Consider the following 20,215-nt stretch of genomic DNA (forward strand, 5'->3'; position numbering starts at 1 on the left):
CTTATTCAATAATGAATAAAGGCTCGCCGAATTCAACAGGCTGGCCGTCGGCCAATAGGATTTCTTTTACCACGCCTGATTTTTCGGCTTCAATTTCGTTCATTAGCTTCATCGCTTCGATGATGCACAAGGTGTCACCGACGCTGACGGTTTGGCCTACTTCTACAAAAGGACCTACGGTTGGGCTAGGGGCACGGTAGAAAGTGCCGACCATAGGTGATTTAACCGCATTAGGGTTTTGCGCGGCGCTGGGCACGGGCGTTGGGGTCAAAATGGTCGGGGCGGCGTCGGTTGCCGGTGCTGGAGCAGGGGCTGGCGCTGCGGCGTACTGAGGCGCAGATAGCTGGGTCGCGTAAACTGGTGATTGATTGGCGTGAGAGCGGGTGATGCGTACTTTTTCTTCACCTTCGGTCACTTCGATTTCGGCGATGTCCGATTCTTCTACCAAATCAATGAGTTTTTTTAATTTACGTAAATCCATGAGTCCAATTCCTTATTAAGGTAAATATCGTGTCGATGAAGCAGCATGCTTCATGTCATATTGTGGGTGATGCTTAGGCATCACTTGATCTTGTGCGTAAGGCTGTGTGCCTTACTTAGCTTTTAAACAGGTTGCTATGGCGTGATTGAGCGCATAGTGGTATCCGCTCGCGCCTAGGCCGCAGATTACTCCGACCGCAAGGTCTGACAGATAGGAGTGTTTGCGAAATGGCTCGCGCGCATGTACGTTCGATAGGTGTACTTCAATGAAGGGTTTTTGAACCGCGGCTAGGGCATCACGAATGGCCACGCTGGTGTGCGTGAAGGCGCCAGGATTGATGATGATGAATTGGGTGCCGTCGGTTTGGGTCGCTTGGATGCGGTTGATCAGCTCATGTTCGGCGTTGCTTTGCAGCGCCTCAAGCGTAAAGCCTTTAGACTCGGCCAGGCTCACTAAATCGTTGTTGATGTCGTTTAGGGTGGCGTGACCGTAAATTTCAGGTTCGCGGGTGCCGAGTAAATTTAAGTTTGGTCCATGCAAGACCAACAAATGATTATTCATGAACATGGTTTTTGTTAAATAATCCTGCATTTTGCCGCAAAATGTTTCTAAATGTCCAGTATTTCGTTTAAAAAATACGAAAAAGAGCGGAAGTTTAAGCCCTTTATTCCGGCGGGAAAGCCGTGGGCACGGTGCGGGCGCTGGGTTTGTAGAGTCTTTATTCAAAAAAGGCTCTGGCGAATAAAAAAGAATCAATTCACTGCTGGATTTGATTCTTGACGACGACTTTTGTCATGAATCATGACTCAAAGCCAGTTTATGCATTCTAGGGGGTCAATCAGAATTTGTAAAGCGATGCCGACTTTAGGCGTATAATGCCGCCTATTCATTGAACACCACAGGTAAGCCCGCATGTTTTTAAGTGATTTTGATTTTGAATTGCCCGAAGCCCTGATTGCTCAACACCCGCCAGAAGTGCGCGGCAGCAGTCGTTTATTGGTGGCCCTCGATGGGCAAGCTCGCCAGGATCAGTCGTTTGTTGATTTTCCCGATTACCTACAGGCGGGTGATGTCTTGGTGTTTAACAACACCAAGGTGATTAAGGCCCGTTTGTTTGGTCAAAAGGCCAGCGGCGGTAAAATCGAAGCACTGGTTGAACGCGTGCTGGATGAGCATGAAGTCTTGGCCCACGTACGGGCGTCTAAATCTCCTAAAGCAGGTTCAGTGCTTGAATTTGAAGGTGGCGTCACCGCGGTGATGCAGGGTCGAGAAGGCGAGCTGTTTCGCTTACGTTTTGTGAGCGAAACAGAAAGCAGCTGGGACATTCTTGAGCGCGTGGGTCATCTGCCGTTGCCCCCGTATATTGAACGCAGCGCCGATGACGACGACGATGACCGCTATCAGACCGTGTATGCCGCCCATCAAGGCGCAGTGGCGGCGCCTACCGCCGGCCTACACTTTACTGATGAGGTGTTAGCGGCCATTAAGGCTAAGGGCGTTGAGCTACAGTTTGTGACCTTACACGTAGGGGCCGGTACGTTTCAGCCGGTGCGCGAAGAAAACTTAGACCAGCATAAAATGCACAGTGAGTGGTTTAATATTCCAGCCGAAACGGTGGCGGCCATTAATGCCGCTAAGGCGCGTGGGAATAAGGTTTGGGCCGTAGGCACCACCAGCATGCGCTCGCTTGAAGCGGGTTCCGTGGGTGGCGAGCTAAAAGCGGGTAGCCAAGAAACCGATATCTTCATTACCCCTGGCTATCGTTTTAACACCGTCGATGGCCTGCTGACCAACTTTCATTTACCCAAATCAACCCTATTGATGTTGGTGAGTGCTTTTGCTGGCTACGATGAAATGAAGGCCATTTATCAGCATGCGATTACGCAAGAATACCGCTTTTTCAGCTATGGCGACGCCATGCTGTTGAGTTTGAAGCCAATAACCGTATAAAAGGAGGCAGTGATGAGCTTAAAAGTGCCACAAGAGGTTCGCTTGAATCCAGAAAAAAACACCTTAACCCTCGTGTATGAAGGCCAGGCCTATGGCTTGCCGGCCGAATATTTGCGCGTGTATTCACCCAGCGCCGAAGTGCGCGGCCACGGCATCGGCCAAGAAACCTTGCAGGTCGGCAAGCGTAAGGTGTTAATCCTAGGCTTGGAAACCATGGGCAATTATGCGCTTAAGATTACCTACAGCGACGGCCACGACAGCGGCCTCTACGACTGGAACTATCTCTATGACTTGGCGCTGAATCAGGCCGATCATTGGCAGAACTATCTGGATCGGCTGAGTGCGGCAGGCGCCAGTCGTGACGTGGTGGTGCATTAAGGCTGCTATGTTAGAGACTCTTTTTGCCCAGTATCAGGGCTATGCCACCATCGACATTGTGTTGGAAATCATCGCCAGCGTGGCGGGCGTGATGAGCGTGGTGTACGCCAGCCGCAACAGCGTTAAGGTCTTCCCGATTGGTTTACTGAGCACAGCGCTATTCGTTTACCTCTTGTTTAAGTGGGGGCTGTTTGGCGACATGATCATCAATGCCTATTATGTGGTGATGGGCCTCTATGGTTGGTACCATTGGGGTAAACGGGTTGGCGAAGAGGATGTGGTGCAGATTGCCCGTGCCGACGCCCACGAATACCGCATTTCGGCGTTAATCGTGGTGGCCAGTATGGCGGTGGTGGTGGCCGTGTATCTGTGGCTGGATCGCTTTAACGTTTGGTGGGCCTATGTGGACACCTTGACCACCGGCCTGTTTTTTATGGCCATGTGGTTGATGACGCGAAAAAAAATCGAGCACTGGCTGCTGTGGATTGTGGCCAATGTGCTGTCGGTGTTTATGTATTATGAAAAAGGCTATGTGTTCACCAGCATTCAGTACGTTTTCTTTACCTTTATTGCCATCTGGGGTTACGCACAATGGAGCAAAAGCTTGCGCAAGCGGCTACAGACTGCCTGAAGTTTGTGATTTACGGCCCCGAATCGACGGGTAAAACCACTTTGGCTGCGCAGTTGGCCAAGCATTACCAGACGCAGTGGGTGGCGGAATTTTCGCGCGACTATTTACAAGAAAAATGGGATTTAACTCAAACTATTTGTGAAGAGTCCGATTTAATGCCGATTGCCGTCGGCCAGATGGCGGCTGAAAATGCCGCTGCGGCCAAGGCCAATCGGGTGCTGTTCTTGGACACCAATGTACGCACCACGGTGCTGTACGCCCATCATTATTATGGGCGTTGCCCACAGTCACTGGTGGATTTGGTCGCGAATCAAAGCTATACCCTGTATTTTTTAACCGACATTGATGTGCCTTGGGTGGCCGACGATTTACGCGACCAGCCGCACGGTCGAGATGCTTTATTCGCTAAGTTTCAAGCCGACCTGGTGGCCCACGATTTACCGCATGTGTTGCTGCAGGGGGATGAGGCCACTCGCTTGAAGCGGGCGATTGCGGTGGTGGATGGTTATTTGGCCAACCATGCCGATGTTTGACTTAAATCGACTCAGCGATGGATTTCGGTTAAAAGTGAATAAAAGATCAAGGCTGAAGGCCTGTTGTGGCTGAAAATACATTATAATGGCCAGATAAAATCATGTGAGCGGCTGGTTAGCCAGCACAGAATAAAGGATTAATGCCCTATGAACGAGCAAAATCAGCAAGATACCCAAAAGCAAGCCACGCCCGAAACTCATTTCGGCTATCAAACCGTGGCCGAAGCCGAAAAAGCAGGCAAGGTAGCAGAAGTGTTTCACTCTGTGGCGGCTAAGTACGACATCATGAACGACATCATGTCGGGTGGTCTGCACCGAGTATGGAAGCACTTTACTTTGAATACCGCGCCGGTTAAAAAAGGCGATAAGGTCTTGGATATTGCCGGCGGTACGGGCGATTTGGCCAAGGGCTGGGCCAAGCGCGTGGGTAAGACGGGCGAAGTTTGGTTAACGGACATTAACTCTTCTATGCTGACCGTGGGGCGTGATCGCCTATTGGACCAAGGCATTGTGTTGCCGGTGTCTTTGGCCGATGCCGAAAAGCTGCCGTTCCCAGACAATTACTTTAATTTGGTGTCGGTGGCCTTTGGTTTACGCAATATGACCCATAAAGACAAGGCGCTGGCTGAGATGTATCGCGTGTTAAAGCCGGGCGGTACCTTGCTGGTGTTGGAATTCTCTAAAGTGTATAAGCCGATTAAGCCGTTTTACGACTTTTACTCATTTAAATTCTTGCCTGTGATGGGTAATCTCGTGGCTAAGGACGCTGAGAGCTATCAGTATTTGGCCGAATCGATCCGCATGCACCCTGATCAAGAAACGCTGAAGCAAATCATGTTAGACGTTGGTTTTGATGGCGTTGACTATCATAATCTAAGCGCTGGCATCGTGGCCTTACACAAAGGCGTGAAGTATTAATCAGTGCGCCCAGTGATTCAAAAACCCAGCTTTGGCTGGGTTTTTTATTGCCTGCTGGATTCCTCTTTGTTGTTTGTGGGTCATGGTGGGCAGGCCTTAGTCGTTTGTGAGCGATAAAAAAGCCCAGCAAGGCTGGGCTTTTTTATCATTGATTGGCTTAGTTTTCGAGCACGTCGACGCCTTTGGGTGGCGTGAATTTAAAGCTGCTGGGGCTGAGTTTGGCGTCTGTTTTCAAGCCGCTAAACGTCAACTTGGTTTCGTTGCCGAAGTTATCTTTAAGCTGCATTTGGCTCAGTTCGCTGCCCTTGAAGCCTAGGCGAATAAACTGATAGCTGCCGTCGGGGTTCTTGGGCGTGGCCTTAACGTATTCAACGCCGCCTTCGCTGCCGTCTTCGACTAAGGTGTATTGGCTGTCTAAAGAACTTTTATTAGACAAGATCGCCGCTGGGCTGTCGCCTAGAGCGGTGTTCTGCTTGGTCTTGGTGACTTGAGCTAAGTCTACGTCGTAGAGCCAAATGGTTTTGCCATCGCCGACGATGACTTGCTGGTAAGGCTTGCTGTACGTCCATTTAAACAGGTTGGGGCGTAGAATTTGGAACTGGCCGCTGCTGCGCTTGGTGCTTTTTTTATTGGTGACCACCTGGCTGAACTGACCGCTCATACCTTGGGCGGAGTCGTTAAACTGCTTTAAAGTATCGATGGCGCCAGCATGAGCTGTGGCCAAGCTGAGGCTTAAAACGCCGGTGGCCATGAGGGCCGTCATTTTTTTGAGCATAAGGTTCCTTTCAAAGAGGCTTAGCATTCATTAAAGCGTTGGCAGATGGGCATACGCCAATCTTTGCCGAAATTACGGCGGCTGACCTTGGGACCAATGGCCCCCTGACGGCGTTTGTATTCGCTGATCTTCAGCAGTTTCAATACTCGGGTTACGTCGGCTTCGGCATAGCCTTGCTGTAGCAGGCTGGCGGCCGAGGCGTTGTCGGTCATCACGCGTTCGATGATGCCGTCTAGGACAGCATAGTCGGGTAGACTATCTTGGTCTGTTTGATTGGCTCTTAGTTCCGCAGAAGGCGGGCGCGTGATGATGCGGCTAGGGATGGTTTCTTGGCCGGGGGTCAAGGTATTGATGTAGCGCGCCATCTCATAGGCTTCGGTTTTTAATACGTCTTTGATCACTGCAAAGCCGCCGTTCATGTCGCCGTAAAGGGTGCAATAGCCGGTGGCCAGTTCGCTTTTATTGCCGGTGGTGAGCAGTAAGGCGCCTGATTTATTGGACAGCGCCATCAACAAGGTGCCGCGAATGCGCGCCTGTAGGTTTTCTTCGGTGACGTCTTCGGCCGCGCCGTTGAATACAGGCGCGAGGCTGGTTTTAAAGGCGTCAAACATGGGTTCAATAGCGACGGTGTGATGCTTCACGCCGAGGGTTTGGGCCATCAATAAGGCGTCGGTATTGCTGATGTCGGCCGTGTATTGGCTGGGCATAAGCAAAACTTCACACTGGGCGGCGCCTATGGCGTCGGCGGCAATGGCCAGCACCAAGGCCGAATCTAGGCCGCCAGAGAGGCCGAGGCAGGCCTTTTGAAAGCCCGATTTATGCAGATAGTCGCGCGTGGCCAAGACTAAGGCTTGATATTGCCAGGCAGACTTACTGTCGGGTAATGCAGCTAGGGGTTGTGGCTGGATGTGACCATCGAGGAGGGTCAGATAATCTAAGCTTTGGCTGAAGGCTGCGGCTTGGTACACCACTTGACCTTGGTTGTCTAAGGCAAATGAAGCGCCGTCGAATACCAGTTCGTCTTGGCCGCCAATCATGTTGACGTAGACGATGGGCAGCTGGGTTTCTTCGACCCGATAGCGCGCCTGCTGCTGGCGCTCGGCCAGCTTGCCGACGTAAAAGGGCGAAGCGTTAAGGCTTAGGATCAGTTCGGCACCGGCTTCTTGAGCTTCAAGTGCGGGTTCTGTGGCCCAAGTGTCTTCACAAATGATGACGCCGATCTGGGTGCCTTCGTGTTCAAACACTAAAGGTGCCGCGCCCGCTTCAAAATAGCGCACTTCGTCAAATACGCCTTCATTGGGTAGGCACATTTTTTGGTAAACGCCGAGGCGGTTGCCGTCGCGGTAGACGCTGGCCGCATTATAGTATTCATCGCCTTGGCGCTGCGGATGCCCCACCACCACGGTAATGTCGTCTAGGGCTTCAATTTGGTCGAGGCCGGCGCTGACCTGCTGCCAGAAGGCTGGCTTGAATAATAGGTCTTCCGGGCTATAGCCGGTTAAAGCCAGCTCTGGCGTCACCAATAGGGTGGCGCCGGCAGCCTTGGCCTCTTCTGCGGCGGCCACAATTTTCTGGGCATTACCTGCTACATCACCGACGGTTGGGTTAAATTGAAATACGGCCACGCAACTCATTTTTAGACTTTCGTTCGTCAACAATGGCTTCATTGTAAACCAAAGCCAGCGAGGCTGTGTGGGTTTGCCAAAAAAAGTCTGTGGGGATTTGCTATACTATGGCCATTTTGATTGTGTGGATGGCGCGTCATGCAGATGTATCCCGTTTTGGCACAGGCTTTAATGTGTACCGATCCAACCCAAAAATGTGCCTTAGTGGCCGAAATGACGGCCGCTGTGGCGGCCGAAGAAGCGCTGTTCGATGTACGTTTGTCGCCCCCGTTTGAAGTGCCGGTTGCCGGGCAGCCAGACCTGCCGCGATTGGTGCCGCCACAAAGCGTGGCCAGACGTAAGCTTGCCAGTAAAGAGGGGCATGCGGCCATGGTGCATGCCTTATGCCATATTGAGTTTAATGCCATTAATCTGGGCCTTGATGCCGCTTGGCGCTATCGCCTCTTGCCGCCGGCTTTTGTGCGGGACTGGCTGCAAGTGGCCAGCGAAGAGGCCAAGCATTTTTTGGCTTTAAGGCAGCGCTTGCATGGCTTAGGGTTTGATTATGGTGATTTTGATGCCCATAACCACCTGTGGGCGATGGCGCATAAAACCGCCTATGATCCGCTGGTGCGCATGGCGCTGGTGCCGCGCGTATTGGAAGCGCGCGGCCTAGACGTGACCCCAGGCATTCAGGCCAAGCTGACCAGTATTGGCGACACAGAGACCGTGGCGATTCTAGACATGATTTATGCCGAAGAAAAAGGCCATGTGGCCATTGGCAATCGCTGGTTTGCCTATTTGTGCCAGCAGCGAGGTCTTGACCCGCTCAGGGTGTTTAAAGGGCTGCTTAAGCGTTATGATGTGTTTGTGTTTCGCGGCTATTTCAACGTGGACGCGCGTACCGAGGCGGGTTTTAGTGAGTTTGAGCTCTCGATGCTGCAAGATTTTCAAGAAGGTAATGATGCCTTGGCTCGTTTGGCGGCCCAAGGTCGATAATGGCGTGTTTTTTAGGAGAGCGTATGCGTCCCTTACAGGCAATACTGTTTGATTTAGACGGCACTTTAGCCGATACGGCGGTGGATTTAGGCGGTGCGATCAACGCGATGATGCGTAAGCGCAGCATGCCAGAAGTGCCGTTTAACGACATTCGGCCCATCGCCAGCAGCGGCACCAATGGGCTGATTGCGCACGCGCTGGGGGTGAAAAAGGGCGATCCAGAACACGCGGCGCTGCGGGCTGAATTCTTAGATGAATACGAACACTGCTTCTTGGCCAAAAGTCAGCTGTTTGCCGATGTACAAGAGTTGATTGCGGCCATTGATGCCCAAGGCTTAGTATGGGGCATCATCACCAATAAGCCGCATCGTTTTACCGAACGCTTAGTGCCCAAGCTGGGCTTTCAGATTCCGCCGGCGGTGGTGGTGAGTTACGACACGGTGAGCGAGCCTAAGCCCAGCGTGAAGCCCATGCTGCACGCTTGTGAACTCATCGATATTGAACCAGAGGCCTGCCTGTATTTAGGCGATGCCGAGTGCGATGTGGTGGCAGGCAATAACGCCGGCATGTACACGGTATTGGCCAACTGGGGCTACATCAGTGATCACGCAGAGGCCCTTGCCTGGGGGCCGAATGCGGCCATTGATGCCCCTTTAGACTTGCTTGGCGTGATTGCCCAATGCGGTACCCACACCGATCTTAATGAGAAAAAGAGCCGACATGACCCAAATTAAAGCCATTTTGTTTGACCTTGACGGCACCTTGGCAGATACCGCCTTGGACTTGGGCGGCGCCTTGAATACCTTATTGCGTGCGCGTGGCTTGCCGGAGCAAAGCATTGAAGCCGTGCGGCCGATTGCTGGCCTAGGCTCGGGTGCTTTAATCAGTTTGGGGTTTGGCATCGAGGCCGATCACCCTGAGCATGAACGTTTAAAACAAGCGTTTTTAGATGAATATCAGCAAAACTTCAAACGTGATACGGTATTGTTTGAAGGCATCAACGAGATGCTGACGGCTTTGGCGGCCAAAGGCTATGTATGGGGCATCATCACCAATAAGCACGCGCGCTTTACCGATAGGCTGGTGCCGAGTCTGGGCTTTAGCGTGCCGCCAGCGGTGGTGGTCAGTGGCGACACCACGGCAGAAGCCAAGCCCAGCACCAAGCCGATGCTGTACGCTTGCGCTGAGCTCGGGATGGCGCCAGAGGCTTGCCTCTACGTGGGTGATGCCTTGCGCGATATTGAAGCTGGGCGAAACGCTGGCATGAAAACCGTGTTGGTGAATTGGGGCTATTTTACTGCGGCTGAAGCGCCTGATACTTGGGGGGCTGATTGGCGCATTGATGCGGCTGGTGAGCTTTTGTCTCTCGTGGTTTAGCGCATTGGGCTCACAAAAAACAGGCCATCATCAGAATCGATGATGGCCTGTTTTGTTGGTTTAGGCTTAGTCGGTTAAAAAACCTTGTTTTTTTAGCAGCGCCGGGCTTTTTTCATCCAACGATTTGGCGTAGGTATAGGCCAGTTTTTGACGCCACGGAAACTTCTCGCGCGCTTCACCGAATTCGGTCATGGTGGCCTCATAGGCCGCTAGGTCGGCCGGCAGATGGCTGCTGTCGTAGTGGTTGTCAAAATACACGGCGCGCAGCGGCAGGCGGGGTTTCAGACGCATGTCGATGCTGGGCTTGCCGATGCACAGGCCCACGATGGGATAAACGTATTCAGGCAGTTTCAACAGATCGATCAGCTCTTCTGCGGCCGAACGCAGCCCACCGATAGGGCAGATGGCCAAACCCAGGGATTCAGCCGCCACCACGGCATTTTGGAACGCCATAGAAGTGTCGGTGATGGCGTTGATGAAGGCTTCGGGGTGGCCTGCGCCATCGAAGCTGCCGCCAACGGCGTCGCTGGCTAATTTGGCTTTATAAAGGTCGGCACAAAAAATCAGAAATTCAGAACAGTCGCCGATCTGTGGATTGAGTGGTTGTAAGGCCACGATTTGGGCGCGCAGCTCAGGGTCTTTGATGTTGATGATGCTGTAGTGCTGGGCGTTGCGCCAGGCTGGGGCCTGCTGCGCGGCGGCTAAAATGGCCTGTAGGCTGGCGTCGTCGAGCTGATGGTTGCGATCAAAGTCGCGATAGGTGCGGTGCTGAGTCAGCGTGGCGATGGTGGGGTTCATGCGGTTTACTCCAAGAAGGGCTTAGTCAGAAATCGTGTGGGCTTAAATGTACCGTGGCGGCGAGTGAAATTCAAGTTCGCTTGGTTTTTCGGTGACGACCCTTGCCACAGCGTACAAGGCATAGAATAATGGGGGGATTGTGCCTGATTTAAAGATGATGCAGGCCTTGCTTTAATTTTTATTTATTTACGCATAAAGACAAGACAGGACAGTAAAGACATGAGTAACAACGACAAAACATGGTCGGGACGGTTTAATGAACCGGTTTCTGAATTAGTGAAAAAATACACCGGTTCGGTTAACTTTGACCAGCGCTTGGCCAAATGGGACATTCAAGGCTCTTTGGCCCATGCCAAGATGTTGTCTGAATCCGGCGTGTTGTCTACACAAGACTTGGCCGCCATTGAGGCCGGCATGCAAGAAATTTTGGCTGAAATTGACGCTGGCACCATGCCTTGGTCTTTGGATTTAGAAGACGTGCACATGAATATTGAGCGCCGTTTGACCGATAAGATTGGCGATGCAGGTAAACGCTTGCACACCGGCCGTAGCCGTAACGACCAAGTAGCCACCGACATTCGCCTGTGGTTGCGTGATGAAATCAAGGCCATTATTCCTTTAATCCAATCTTTACAGCTGTCTTTGATTGACTTGGCCGAAACCAATGTGAATGTGGTGATGCCAGGCTTTACCCACTTGCAAGTGGCTCAGCCAGTGAGCTTTGGCCACCATATGCTGGCCTATGTGGAAATGCTGGGCCGTGACGTTGAGCGCATGCAAGACTGCTACAAACGCACCAACCGCATGCCCTTAGGTGCCGCGGCGTTGGCCGGTACCACATTCCCGATTAAGCGCGAATTAACCGCTCAGCTATTGGGCTTTGACGGCATTTGCCAAAACTCATTGGATGCCGTATCAGATCGCGACTTCGCGATTGAATTCACGGCCGCTGCGTCTTTAATCATGGTGCATTTGTCGCGCCTTTCTGAAGAGCTGATCTTGTGGATGAGCCCACGCGTGGGCTTTATTGACATCGCCGATCGCTTCTGTACCGGCTCTAGCATCATGCCGCAAAAGAAAAATCCTGACGTGCCTGAGCTGGTACGCGGTAAGTCTGGCCGTGTGGTGGGGCATTTGATGGGCTTGATTACCTTAATGAAATCACAGCCTTTGGCCTACAATAAAGACAACCAAGAAGACAAAGAGCCCTTGTTTGATACGGTGGACACCATCATCGACACCTTACGAATTTATGCCGACATGATGCGTGGCGTGACCGTGAAGCCAGAGGCAATGCGTGCCGCCGTGATGCAAGGCTTTGCGACAGCAACTGACCTAGCCGATTATTTGGTGAAAAAAGGCCTACCGTTCCGCGACAGCCACGAAGTGGTGGCCTTGGCCGTGCGTCATGCCGATGCCGAAGGCGTAGACTTAAGCGACTTAAGCCTAGAGGTGTTGCAAGGCTTTAGCGCGCTTGTGGCCGCAGATGTGTATGAGATTTTGACCCCAGAGGGTTCTCTGAATGCGCGTGATCATTTGGGCGGCACTGCGCCGAACCAAGTGAAGGCTCAAATTGCTAAATGGCGTAGCCAATTGGCTTAAGTTCAGACACAAAAAAAGCACCTTAGGGTGCTTTTTTTATGCGGCCAAGATCATTCAGGAATGGGCTTTTGTACCGACATCAGGTGTATTAATAGATCAATAAAAATCAAATGATTAAAAAGGCCCATGGTGTCGTTACCAAACAGCAGCTGTCCTTGCTGGTCGGTGATCGCAATGAAATTCTTTTGTTTGTCGATGACGCTGAGGGTGAGGTCGGCCAACATGTGGGCTTCACCGTCGATGGTGATGTAGCGTTGGCACAGCGTTAACGTCTTGGTCGGCGGTAGGTCAAAGCTTTGATTCTGGAAGGACTGTACGAGGGCTTCGTCGCTGTCCACATAGGTAAAGGTAACGGCTTGACCTTGCATGATTTTTTTGAGCAGGCGCGGAAAGCGGTGTTCGTAGTGAAGGGTCAAATAGGTTTGTAAAAACTCGGTAAACTGCGGCATTTCCGCTGGAATCACAAACCAGGGGTTTTGGTCGTTGCGGCGTAAAGCTAAATTATTATAAGGCTCTTCAGGCTTGACCTCGCCGGTGTGAAACAGATAGTTGTATTCGATGTCTTCATACAACCAGGCTTTGTTATACGGTGCATGAATGGGGTTAACGCCTTTTTGATGCAGGGTGATGCTTAAGCCCTTGGCGGTGGACTGGCTGTGCTGACGCAGCCATAGGCCATAGCCTAAGGCGCCTAAAGCGACGATGATGAGGATGAGCTGGCTCAAGATTAGGCCCAGCACCAATAAGAGCCCACCGCCGATTAAACAGCTTTGCTGTAAGGTGGCATTAGGCTTAGGCGGATTTAACTGGTAGGTTTTTAAGACTTCGCCTAAGGCGGTTAATTCTTGCTGGGTTCTCATGGGTTCGCGAATGCCTCATAGGTAGCGTGCTTATTGGTATCTGTAGATTCATTCTAAACCATTATAAACACAAGATTACATTTCTTTACAAAACTTATCATATGATATTTGATTTATTTTACGCACGGGTCATGGCGTCGACGGTGCGGGCAACCTTGGCTACATTGCCAGGCATATTTAACTGATTCAGATCAATAGGTTCCCTGATTGGGAAAGGGGCGTCGGTTTCAAAAACCAGCGCGTCCCGGGGTAGATTATTAACTAATTCTTTAAACTTCTTGGCCGTTGGGTGGTAAATCATAGGGCCAATGCCAATTTTGAAGCCGAGCTCAATCATTTGCTTGGCCTCGGCTACGCTGCCACCAAAGGCATGTGCATAGCCACCATGGGTGAATTTTTGAGCCTTTAAGTCGGCCAAACATTGATAAACGGCGTGGGTGCTGTGTAAGACAATCGGTAATTGATGGGCCTGAGCCAGATCAAGTTGGCCGCGGAAGAGCGCCAGCTGAGCGGTTTTGATTGCTTCGGCCTGCTGTTTGTCAACAAAGTCTAAACCGATCTCGCCTAAGGCACTGAGCTTTGGCTTGATGTCGGGGTTGGCCAACATGGCGGCTAACTCAGTCAGCGCTTGAGGCACGTCTGAGGGCAGGTAATAGGGGTGGATGCCTAAGGCAAACAAGATTTCCTGCTCGGGATAGAGAGCGGGTAAGGCCAATAGGTCGGGCCAGTCGGCCAGGCAGGTGGCGGGTACCAGCACCTTGCCGACGCAATGCTGGCGCATATTGGCGCGTATGCGTTCGGGTTGGGCCATAAACAAAGGATGATTGAGGTGGCAATGGCTGTCAAAATAAGACATGAGGCATCCTTAATGATTAGACAGGGGTGGGTACAGAAGGCGTGTTGAACGGGGGCAACCATCCTAGGTTAAAGCATCTATTGCCGAACGGCAATGTTGTGGCCCATATTCGCGTGATCATGGGCAGATGCTTGCCCAATTAGCAGTGCTGGTGTCACGGCTAGTCAAAAATGTCGATGATGGGGCTAAAACCCTATATCTGGTAGGGGTTTAGAGAGCAAACTAAACGTTGTTTTACCCTGTTATTTCGCGCTATAGTGCAAAGGTGGGATGTCAATTAGCCAGCCTCGTGCATGGTAAAGATGGCTGCCCCCTGAAATGTTGATCAAACGATTAGACCATTAAACCCAGAATAGAAAACAGAGAGCAGCACATGTCATTTAGAGACACCCTATTAGCCCTATGCGTCGTCCTCGTGTGGGGCGTTAATTTTGTGGTGATTAAATTAGGCCTAGAAGGCATGCCGCCGCTGCTTTTGGGCGGATTGCGGTTTTGTTTGGTGGCCTTTCCCGCCATTTTATTCATTAAGCCACCGAAAATCCCTGTGCGTCAGCTGCTCTTGTATGGCTTGATGATCAGCTTTGGCCAGTTTGCCTTCTTGTTTTGCGCGCTGAAGTTTGGCATGCCGGCAGGCCTAGCCTCGATTATTTTACAGTCTCAAGCGTTCTTTACGGTATTGTTGGGCGCCATACTGATGAAGGAAAAAGTATTGACCAACCAGTACGTGGCGGTGGTCGTGGCGATCATTGGCATGGCGGTGTTAGTGAAGGGCAGCATGCAGGCGGGAGAAGTGGTGAGCGTGCCCTTGATGAGCTTTGTGCTGATCATGCTGGCGGCGCTGTGCTGGGCCTGCGGCAACATTGTGAATAAAAACATCATGCAAAAAGCGCCACAAACGCCGGTTTTGTCTTTGGTGGTGTGGAGCGGCCTAGTGCCGATTGTGCCGTTTTTCATCAGCTCATGGCTGTTTGAAGGCGGTGAGGCCATGGTGGCCGGTCTGGTGAACATTCATCTGAGCAATATCTTGGCGCTGATGTATTTGGCCTTTGTGGCCACCATGATTGGTTACGGCCTATGGGGCTACTTACTGTCGCGCTATCCCACCAATAAGGTGGCGCCGCTTAGCCTATTGGTGCCCGTTGTGGGCCTGATTACTGCCGTTTGGGCTTTTGATGAGCGGCTCAGCCTGCTGCAAATTGTGGGTGCGCTGATTGTCATGGTGGCGATGCTAATCAATACCTTTGGCTCACGGCTCCAGCTTAAACGCCTCTTGGCGTAATCGACAGACAATGAAAAGCCGTGACGTGGGTCACGGCTTTTTTGTGGCTGAGTTTTGAGGTCAGCCTAGGAGTAAGGCATCATCACTGATGGCTTCGCCGCGAGTTTGTTCAAACAGCGCCAATAGGTCAGGAACATCCATTTTGGCGCGTTCTTCGCCGGCGACGTTGAGGACGACTCGGCCTTGATGCAGCATTACGGTGCGGGTGCCGTAGTCAAGCGCTTGGCGCATGGAGTGGGTGACCATCATGGCGGTGAGCTGATTCTCTTTAATGATTTGGTCGGTCAGCTCAAGCACGAAGGCGGCCGTTTTGGGGTCGAGGGCAGCGGTGTGTTCGTCTAGCAGTAGGATTTGTGATGGCTGAAGCGAGGCCATCAATAGGCTGACCGCTTGGCGCTGACCACCCGAAAGCAGGCCCATGCGGTCGCTGAGACGATTTTCTAGGCCCAGATTCAGAACGGCTAAGCGTTCACGAAAGAGGGCGCGGCTGGCCTTGTTTAAGGCGGGCTTCAGGCCGCGCTTGCCGCCGCGCTTCAAGGCTAGGGCTAGGTTCTCTTCGATGCTTAAGGCTTCGCAGGTGCCGGCCATTGGGTCTTGAAACACGCGTGCCACCATTTTGGCGCGTTGATGCGCCGGCAGTTTGGTCACGTCTTGACCGTTGACGCTGATGCGGCCAGAGTCGACGATGATGTCGCCGCTGATGGCGTTGAGCAAGGTTGATTTACCCGCCCCGTTACTGCCGATCACGGTGACAAACTCGCCTTCTTCGATGTTTAACGTCATGCCTTTCAAAGCTGGGTTTTCAATGGGCGTGCCAGGATTGAAGGTGATTTTTAAATCTTGGGCGTACATCATAAGGCTTATCCTTTTCTGGCCAACAGCTTGTGTTTGGCCTGCGGCAATACCAAGGCCAAAACCACTAATAGGGCGGTGATGAGGTTGAGATCCTGGGCGCCAAAGCCAAAGTCTTGCAGCATACTGCTGTTCAAGGCCACGGCAATGAAAAGGCGGTACAGCAGCGCGCCTACGATCACGGCCAACGTCATCCAGAAAATGCGTTTAGCGGGGATTAAGGTTTCGCCAATGATCACGGCCGCGAGGCCAATCACGATGGTGCCGACGCCGATGGAAATATCGGCACCGCCTTGGGTTTGGACAAATAAGGCGCCGCCTAAAGCGATTAAGCCATTTGAGACGGCCATGCCCAGCACCACCATTTTGCCGGTGGCGACGCCTTGGGCACGGGCCATGCGGCTATTGGCGCCAGTGGCGCGCAAGGAGAGGCCGGTTTGGGTGGAGAAAAACACGTCTAACGCCAGCTTGGCCACCACTACAAAGCCGAGAATCATCAAGGGCTGTAGCCACCATTGATTGCTGAAATCGCTGGCCAAGAAGGGGGTGAAAACGGTGTCGGCGCCGATTAAGGGTAGGTTGGGTGCGCCCATGATGCGCAGATTAATCGAATACAGCGCAATCATGACCAAAATACTGGCCAAAAGCTGCATGATTTTGAGCGAGACGTGTAGCCAGGCGGTCACCATGCCGGCACAGGCGCCGGCCAGCATGCCTAGCCCAGTGGCCAGCCAAGGATTCATGCCGCTGCTTAAGCACACGGCACAAACGGCGCCGCCTAAGGGGAAGCTGCCGTCTGAGGTTAAATCAGGAAAATCAAGAATGCGAAATGAGATCAGTACCCCTAGTGAAACCAGGGCGTAGATCAGCCCGATTTCAAGGGCACCGAATAAGGCGATGGAGGACATAAAGGCTTTCACAAACGCCTCTGGCACCGCAATAGCCGCACCAGAGGTGGGGCAGGTTTACTCAATAACTTCTTTGGCGCTGTCTATAATGGCTTGTGGTAGGGTAATGCCCATCAATGCAGCTGATTTTTTATTTAAAATCAGATCAAAGGTGGCCATTTTTTCAGGCGCAATGGCACCAGCCGATTCGCCGTTTAAAATACGCACGACGATCTTGCCGGTTTGGCGGCCCATATCGTAGTAGTTCGCACCGAGTGCCGCCACTGCGCCGCGTTTGGCGCTGTCCGGATCGGACGCAATCAAGGGCAGTTTGTTTTCTATGCCCACTTTGTAAAGCGATTCGTAGGCCGACACCACGTTATTGTCGGTGGTGCTGTAGATGACGTCTACTTTGCCCAATAAGCTACGCGCTGCGGTGGTCACGTCGGCGGTGCGTTGGGCCGGTGCGCCGATGGCGCCGATGCCGTCTTTGGCTAGGGTGGTTTTCAACTGTTCAAAAATGGTGGTGGAGTTCACCTCGCCAGGGCTGTAGACGAAGCCGATGTTTTTGACATTGGGCAGCAAGGCTTTGATTAAGTCGATTTGTGGCTCCAGCGGCAGCGCATCAGATACGCCGGTGACGTTGGTGCCGCTGGCTTCCCAGCTTGGGGTTAACTTAGCCGCAACAGGGTCGGTCACGGCGGCAAATACTAAAGGAATGTCGCGCGTAGAGGCGGCAACGGCTTGAGCGCTGGGTGTGCCGATGGCGACAATGGCGGCTGATTTGTCACCAATGAATTTTTTGGCAATTTGACCAGCGGTGGCGGTATTGCCCTGAGCGCTTTGGAACACCACTTTGATGTTTTGACCTTGGATAAAGCCGGCGTCTTTGAGTTCGTCTTCAACGCCCACGCGAACGGCGTCTAGAGCGGGGTGTTCTACGATGGCGGTAATCGCCACCTGTTTGACGTCGGCGCTGGGGGTGGCCGTCGCGGTGTTTTGGTCTTGTGAGTCTGCAGTTTTGCTGCAGCCCATCACCAATAGAAGAGCCGCCACTGGGGCTGCAAGGCGCAATTTATTCATCGGGTATCCTTAAAAAAAGCGTAATCGTGGTCAACATACCGTAGCGTTGACGATGACCCATGATATAGCAGTTGTCTGAGTTGTGCATGGGCTTATCTTGGCATGATGTTTTAAAAATAAGGATATATTGGTAGATATATTTATATTTAATTAAATAAAAGACAGTCTTGGCGTATAGTTGCGTAGCAGGCGCTATGATGCGGTAATTATGTTAGGATGAGTTAACTCAGGCAAATAATGACTTTATTTGATAGACTTTTTAGCAAGTGATTGCTTTTTAGATAATTTCTGTCTGGCTAGTGTGGTTTTTATGCTGAACCCCGATGCTGGGCGGCGTTTGCTTGGCTAGATTCGGGCGTGAAGATGAGGAAGGGCGAAATTAATCTGCACGTTTTGGTGGTAAGCAGTACAATATGCGCCAAGGAAAAACAGTCGCTTACGCATAGACCTTATGGTGAGGCCTAAGCCTGGTGTTTAAGCCACTGTTTTGTCATCCTTATCTGTGCCGCTGCGGGTGCGGTCATCACTTTTGCTAATCTTAAATATAAAGTAGGGTCATGGACGACAAATTGTTATATAACGTGGAAGACAAGCCGCCATTTGGTTTGGCTTGGCTTTTGGCTGCTCAGCATCTATTGGCGGCTTTAGGGGGCATTATTGCCGTGCCCTTAGTGATTGGCGGCGTATTGAAGCTGCCGACGGAGCAAACCGTAGCTTTGGTGAACGCTGCGCTATTGGTGTCAGGCGTGGTGACCATCATTCAGTGCCGTGGGATTGGTCCCATCGGGATTCGCCTGCCTTGCGTGATGGGGACCAGCTTTACCTTTGTGGCGGCTGCTTTGGCCGTAGGGTTTAGTGAGCATGGCGTGGCGGGTATTTTGGGCTCGTCTTTGGTCGGCTCTTTGGTGATGATTGTGGGCAGCTTTTTTATGCCGCAGATTCGCAAGCTGTTCCCGCCAGTGGTGACCGGCACTGTGGTGACCATGATTGGCTTAAGCCTCGTGCCTGTGGCGGTTGACTGGTTTGCTGGCGGCCAAGTGGGCGAGGCCCAATATGCTTCGCCAGAAAATTTAGCCATGGCCAGCTTTGTGCTGGTGATGGTGTTGATCCTGGTGCAGTGGGGTAAAGGCATTTTTTCTGCAGCGGCGATTGTGATCGGCATGATGGTCGGCTACGTGGTGGCCTTGATTTTAGGCTGGGTGAACTTTGACCAAATGCATCAGGCCGCTTGGTTTGCCGTACCGCAGCCGCTGCATTTCGGCCTATCGTTCCCGATTTCTGGCATCATCGGCATGAGCATTGCCTATCTGGTGACCATTGTGGAATCCAGCGGCAACTTCTTGGCCTTGGGCGCTGCAACCGGCACTAAGATCACCGGCAAGCATATGAAGGGTGGGATTTTATGCGATGGCTTAGGCTCGGCCTTGGCGGCGGTGATGTCGACCACGCCGTTTTCATCGTTTGCCCAAAACATTGGCGTGATTTCGTTGACCGGCGTGGCCAGCCGCTATGTGGTGGCGATGACGGGCGTGCTGTTGGTGTTGGCGGGCTTATTCCCAGTGTTTGGCGCCATGATTGTGTCGATTCCCTTACCAGTATTGGGCGGCGCAGGCCTGATGATGTTTGCCATGATCATTACCGCCGGTATTCAGATGCTGGATAAGGTCGAGCGCAGTAAGCGTAACGGCTTGATTATTGCCGTGTCGATTGGCTGCGGTTTGGCCGTGACCACTCGTCCTGAGATTTTGAATCAATTACCTAGCTTCTTTAAAGAAGTACTGGGCTCTGGCATCACCGTTGGGTCTTTGCTGGCTTTGATCTTAAACTTGGTTCTGCCTGGTCGGACCATTGTGGTTGACGAAGAGTAAGCGGACTTTAGAATGTTGTAAGCATGGCTGCATCATGTGGCCATGCTTTTTTTATGCGTGTACAGGGCTTGCCTCAGGGTGAGTGGAGGCGTTCATTCGTGTTATGATTGACGACAATTAATGCCTACAGTAGAAAGCGAGCGTCGGTTATGTTGCTGCGGATCATCATTTTAAGTTTGGTGGTGTTTTTACTGCTGCGGGTGGTGAAGGGGTTTTTGGCCTCGAGGCAGCAGCCCGCCGAACCTGACCTGCATACGCCGCGCTCGGTGAATGAGTGGGCTGATCCTTCTGAGCCAGAGGTGTTGTTGCCAGAACAAGATTTGGCACAGGCGAACAGCTATTGGCAAAAGAAAATTCAAGACGCCTATCGGCAAGGCTATAAAGATGGCCTAGACGATGGCAAAGGCCAGGGCGAAGGCCGGCTTTAGCGGTAGATTGGTCAGTCGTGAGGTTAAAAGCCGCACCCATGAATCATGGGTGCGGC

At 52.1% G+C, this 20,215-nt stretch carries 22 protein-coding genes; 12 read left to right on the forward strand and 10 right to left on the reverse strand.

Going from position 1 to position 20,215, the window contains the following annotated elements:
• Window position 1: 1 nt before the first annotated feature.
• Window positions 2-481, reverse strand: a complete 480-nt coding sequence (gene accB, locus AB8Q18_05610; GenBank protein XDZ52533.1) for an acetyl-CoA carboxylase biotin carboxyl carrier protein — start codon at window positions 479-481, stop codon at window positions 2-4.
• A 111-nt stretch (window positions 482-592) separates the two neighbouring features.
• Window positions 593-1,042, reverse strand: coding sequence for a type II 3-dehydroquinate dehydratase (aroQ, locus tag AB8Q18_05615; GenBank protein ID XDZ52534.1), 450 nt, complete (start codon window positions 1,040-1,042; stop codon window positions 593-595).
• A gap of 351 nt (window positions 1,043-1,393) precedes the next feature.
• Here aroQ and queA point away from each other — a divergent pair, with 351 nt between their 5' ends.
• From queA to ubiE, 5 genes are all read left to right on the forward strand, one after another.
• A complete protein-coding gene (queA, locus tag AB8Q18_05620; protein XDZ52535.1) occupies window positions 1,394-2,431 on the forward strand; it encodes a tRNA preQ1(34) S-adenosylmethionine ribosyltransferase-isomerase QueA in 1,038 nt (345 codons plus the stop codon).
• A 12-nt stretch (window positions 2,432-2,443) separates the two neighbouring features.
• Window positions 2,444-2,809 carry a gamma-butyrobetaine hydroxylase-like domain-containing protein gene (locus AB8Q18_05625; protein ID XDZ52536.1) on the forward strand — a complete coding sequence of 122 codons (366 nt, stop codon included), beginning with the start codon at window positions 2,444-2,446 and terminating at the stop codon, window positions 2,807-2,809.
• A 7-nt stretch (window positions 2,810-2,816) separates the two neighbouring features.
• Window positions 2,817-3,440, forward strand: coding sequence for a nicotinamide riboside transporter PnuC (gene pnuC, locus AB8Q18_05630; protein ID XDZ52537.1), 624 nt, complete (start codon window positions 2,817-2,819; stop codon window positions 3,438-3,440).
• Window positions 3,401-3,973, forward strand: a complete 573-nt coding sequence (locus AB8Q18_05635; GenBank protein ID XDZ52538.1) for an AAA family ATPase — start codon at window positions 3,401-3,403, stop codon at window positions 3,971-3,973. Before pnuC ends, AB8Q18_05635 begins: the two co-directional genes overlap by 40 nt.
• A gap of 147 nt (window positions 3,974-4,120) precedes the next feature.
• Window positions 4,121-4,891, forward strand: a complete 771-nt coding sequence (gene ubiE / locus AB8Q18_05640; protein XDZ52539.1) for a bifunctional demethylmenaquinone methyltransferase/2-methoxy-6-polyprenyl-1,4-benzoquinol methylase UbiE — start codon at window positions 4,121-4,123, stop codon at window positions 4,889-4,891.
• Window positions 4,892-5,048: 157 nt separating this feature from the next.
• Here ubiE and lolA read toward each other — a convergent pair whose 3' ends face one another.
• Both lolA and AB8Q18_05650 read right to left on the reverse strand, forming a co-directional pair.
• Window positions 5,049-5,666, reverse strand: a complete 618-nt coding sequence (lolA, locus tag AB8Q18_05645; protein XDZ52540.1) for an outer membrane lipoprotein chaperone LolA — start codon at window positions 5,664-5,666, stop codon at window positions 5,049-5,051.
• Window positions 5,667-5,686: 20 nt separating this feature from the next.
• A complete protein-coding gene (locus AB8Q18_05650; protein ID XDZ52541.1) occupies window positions 5,687-7,291 on the reverse strand; it encodes an NAD+ synthase in 1,605 nt (534 codons plus the stop codon).
• 138 nt (window positions 7,292-7,429) lie between these two features.
• On the opposite strand from AB8Q18_05650, the gene AB8Q18_05655 reads away from it, so the two are divergent.
• The 3 genes from AB8Q18_05655 to AB8Q18_05665 are packed head-to-tail and all read left to right on the forward strand — an operon-like array spanning window position 7,430 to window position 9,646.
• The gene (locus AB8Q18_05655) at window positions 7,430-8,269 is read left to right on the forward strand and encodes a ferritin-like domain-containing protein (protein XDZ52542.1); all 840 of its coding nucleotides are present in this window, start codon (window positions 7,430-7,432) and stop codon (window positions 8,267-8,269) included.
• Between the two features lie 23 nt (window positions 8,270-8,292).
• Window positions 8,293-9,003, forward strand: coding sequence for an HAD family hydrolase (locus AB8Q18_05660; GenBank protein ID XDZ52543.1), 711 nt, complete (start codon window positions 8,293-8,295; stop codon window positions 9,001-9,003).
• Window positions 8,990-9,646, forward strand: a complete 657-nt coding sequence (locus tag AB8Q18_05665) for an HAD family hydrolase (protein XDZ52544.1) — start codon at window positions 8,990-8,992, stop codon at window positions 9,644-9,646. Before AB8Q18_05660 ends, AB8Q18_05665 begins: the two co-directional genes overlap by 14 nt.
• Before the next feature lie 66 nt (window positions 9,647-9,712).
• On the opposite strand, the gene AB8Q18_05670 is transcribed toward AB8Q18_05665, so the two are convergent.
• Entirely contained in the window at window positions 9,713-10,444 is a 732-nt protein-coding gene (locus AB8Q18_05670) for a nitroreductase family protein (GenBank protein XDZ52545.1), read from the reverse strand.
• A gap of 219 nt (window positions 10,445-10,663) precedes the next feature.
• Between AB8Q18_05670 and argH the strand changes: the two genes are divergently transcribed.
• Window positions 10,664-12,046 carry an argininosuccinate lyase gene (gene argH / locus AB8Q18_05675; GenBank protein XDZ52546.1) on the forward strand — a complete coding sequence of 461 codons (1,383 nt, stop codon included), beginning with the start codon at window positions 10,664-10,666 and terminating at the stop codon, window positions 12,044-12,046.
• Window positions 12,047-12,096: 50 nt separating this feature from the next.
• Here argH and AB8Q18_05680 read toward each other — a convergent pair whose 3' ends face one another.
• Together AB8Q18_05680 and AB8Q18_05685 are read right to left on the reverse strand one after the other, a co-directional pair.
• A complete protein-coding gene (locus AB8Q18_05680) occupies window positions 12,097-12,906 on the reverse strand; it encodes a hypothetical protein (protein XDZ52547.1) in 810 nt (269 codons plus the stop codon).
• 118 nt (window positions 12,907-13,024) lie between these two features.
• On the reverse strand, window positions 13,025-13,762 hold the full coding sequence (locus AB8Q18_05685; GenBank protein XDZ52548.1) for a TatD family hydrolase: 738 nt from the start codon (window positions 13,760-13,762) through the stop codon (window positions 13,025-13,027).
• Between the two features lie 373 nt (window positions 13,763-14,135).
• On the opposite strand from AB8Q18_05685, the gene AB8Q18_05690 reads away from it, so the two are divergent.
• Window positions 14,136-15,041 carry an EamA family transporter gene (locus tag AB8Q18_05690; GenBank protein ID XDZ52549.1) on the forward strand — a complete coding sequence of 302 codons (906 nt, stop codon included), beginning with the start codon at window positions 14,136-14,138 and terminating at the stop codon, window positions 15,039-15,041.
• 60 nt (window positions 15,042-15,101) lie between these two features.
• Here AB8Q18_05690 and AB8Q18_05695 read toward each other — a convergent pair whose 3' ends face one another.
• Genes AB8Q18_05695 through AB8Q18_05705 form a run of 3 tightly spaced genes read right to left on the reverse strand, consistent with a single transcriptional unit; the run spans window position 15,102 to window position 17,863 of the window.
• Entirely contained in the window at window positions 15,102-15,896 is a 795-nt protein-coding gene (locus AB8Q18_05695) for an ABC transporter ATP-binding protein (protein ID XDZ52550.1), read from the reverse strand.
• A 5-nt stretch (window positions 15,897-15,901) separates the two neighbouring features.
• The gene (locus AB8Q18_05700) at window positions 15,902-16,801 is read right to left on the reverse strand and encodes an ABC transporter permease (GenBank protein XDZ52551.1); all 900 of its coding nucleotides are present in this window, start codon (window positions 16,799-16,801) and stop codon (window positions 15,902-15,904) included.
• 57 nt (window positions 16,802-16,858) lie between these two features.
• Window positions 16,859-17,863 carry an ABC transporter substrate-binding protein gene (locus AB8Q18_05705; protein XDZ52552.1) on the reverse strand — a complete coding sequence of 335 codons (1,005 nt, stop codon included), beginning with the start codon at window positions 17,861-17,863 and terminating at the stop codon, window positions 16,859-16,861.
• A 557-nt stretch (window positions 17,864-18,420) separates the two neighbouring features.
• Here AB8Q18_05705 and AB8Q18_05710 point away from each other — a divergent pair.
• Together AB8Q18_05710 and AB8Q18_05715 are read left to right on the forward strand one after the other, a co-directional pair.
• On the forward strand, window positions 18,421-19,731 hold the full coding sequence (locus AB8Q18_05710) for a nucleobase:cation symporter-2 family protein (protein XDZ52553.1): 1,311 nt from the start codon (window positions 18,421-18,423) through the stop codon (window positions 19,729-19,731).
• 149 nt (window positions 19,732-19,880) lie between these two features.
• Entirely contained in the window at window positions 19,881-20,159 is a 279-nt protein-coding gene (locus tag AB8Q18_05715) for a hypothetical protein (protein XDZ52554.1), read from the forward strand.
• Window positions 20,160-20,215: the final 56 nt, after the last annotated feature.

This window comes from Neisseriaceae bacterium CLB008, assembly GCA_041228285.1.
In the GTDB taxonomy this organism is placed as follows: Bacteria; Pseudomonadota; Gammaproteobacteria; order Burkholderiales; family Neisseriaceae; genus JAGNPU01.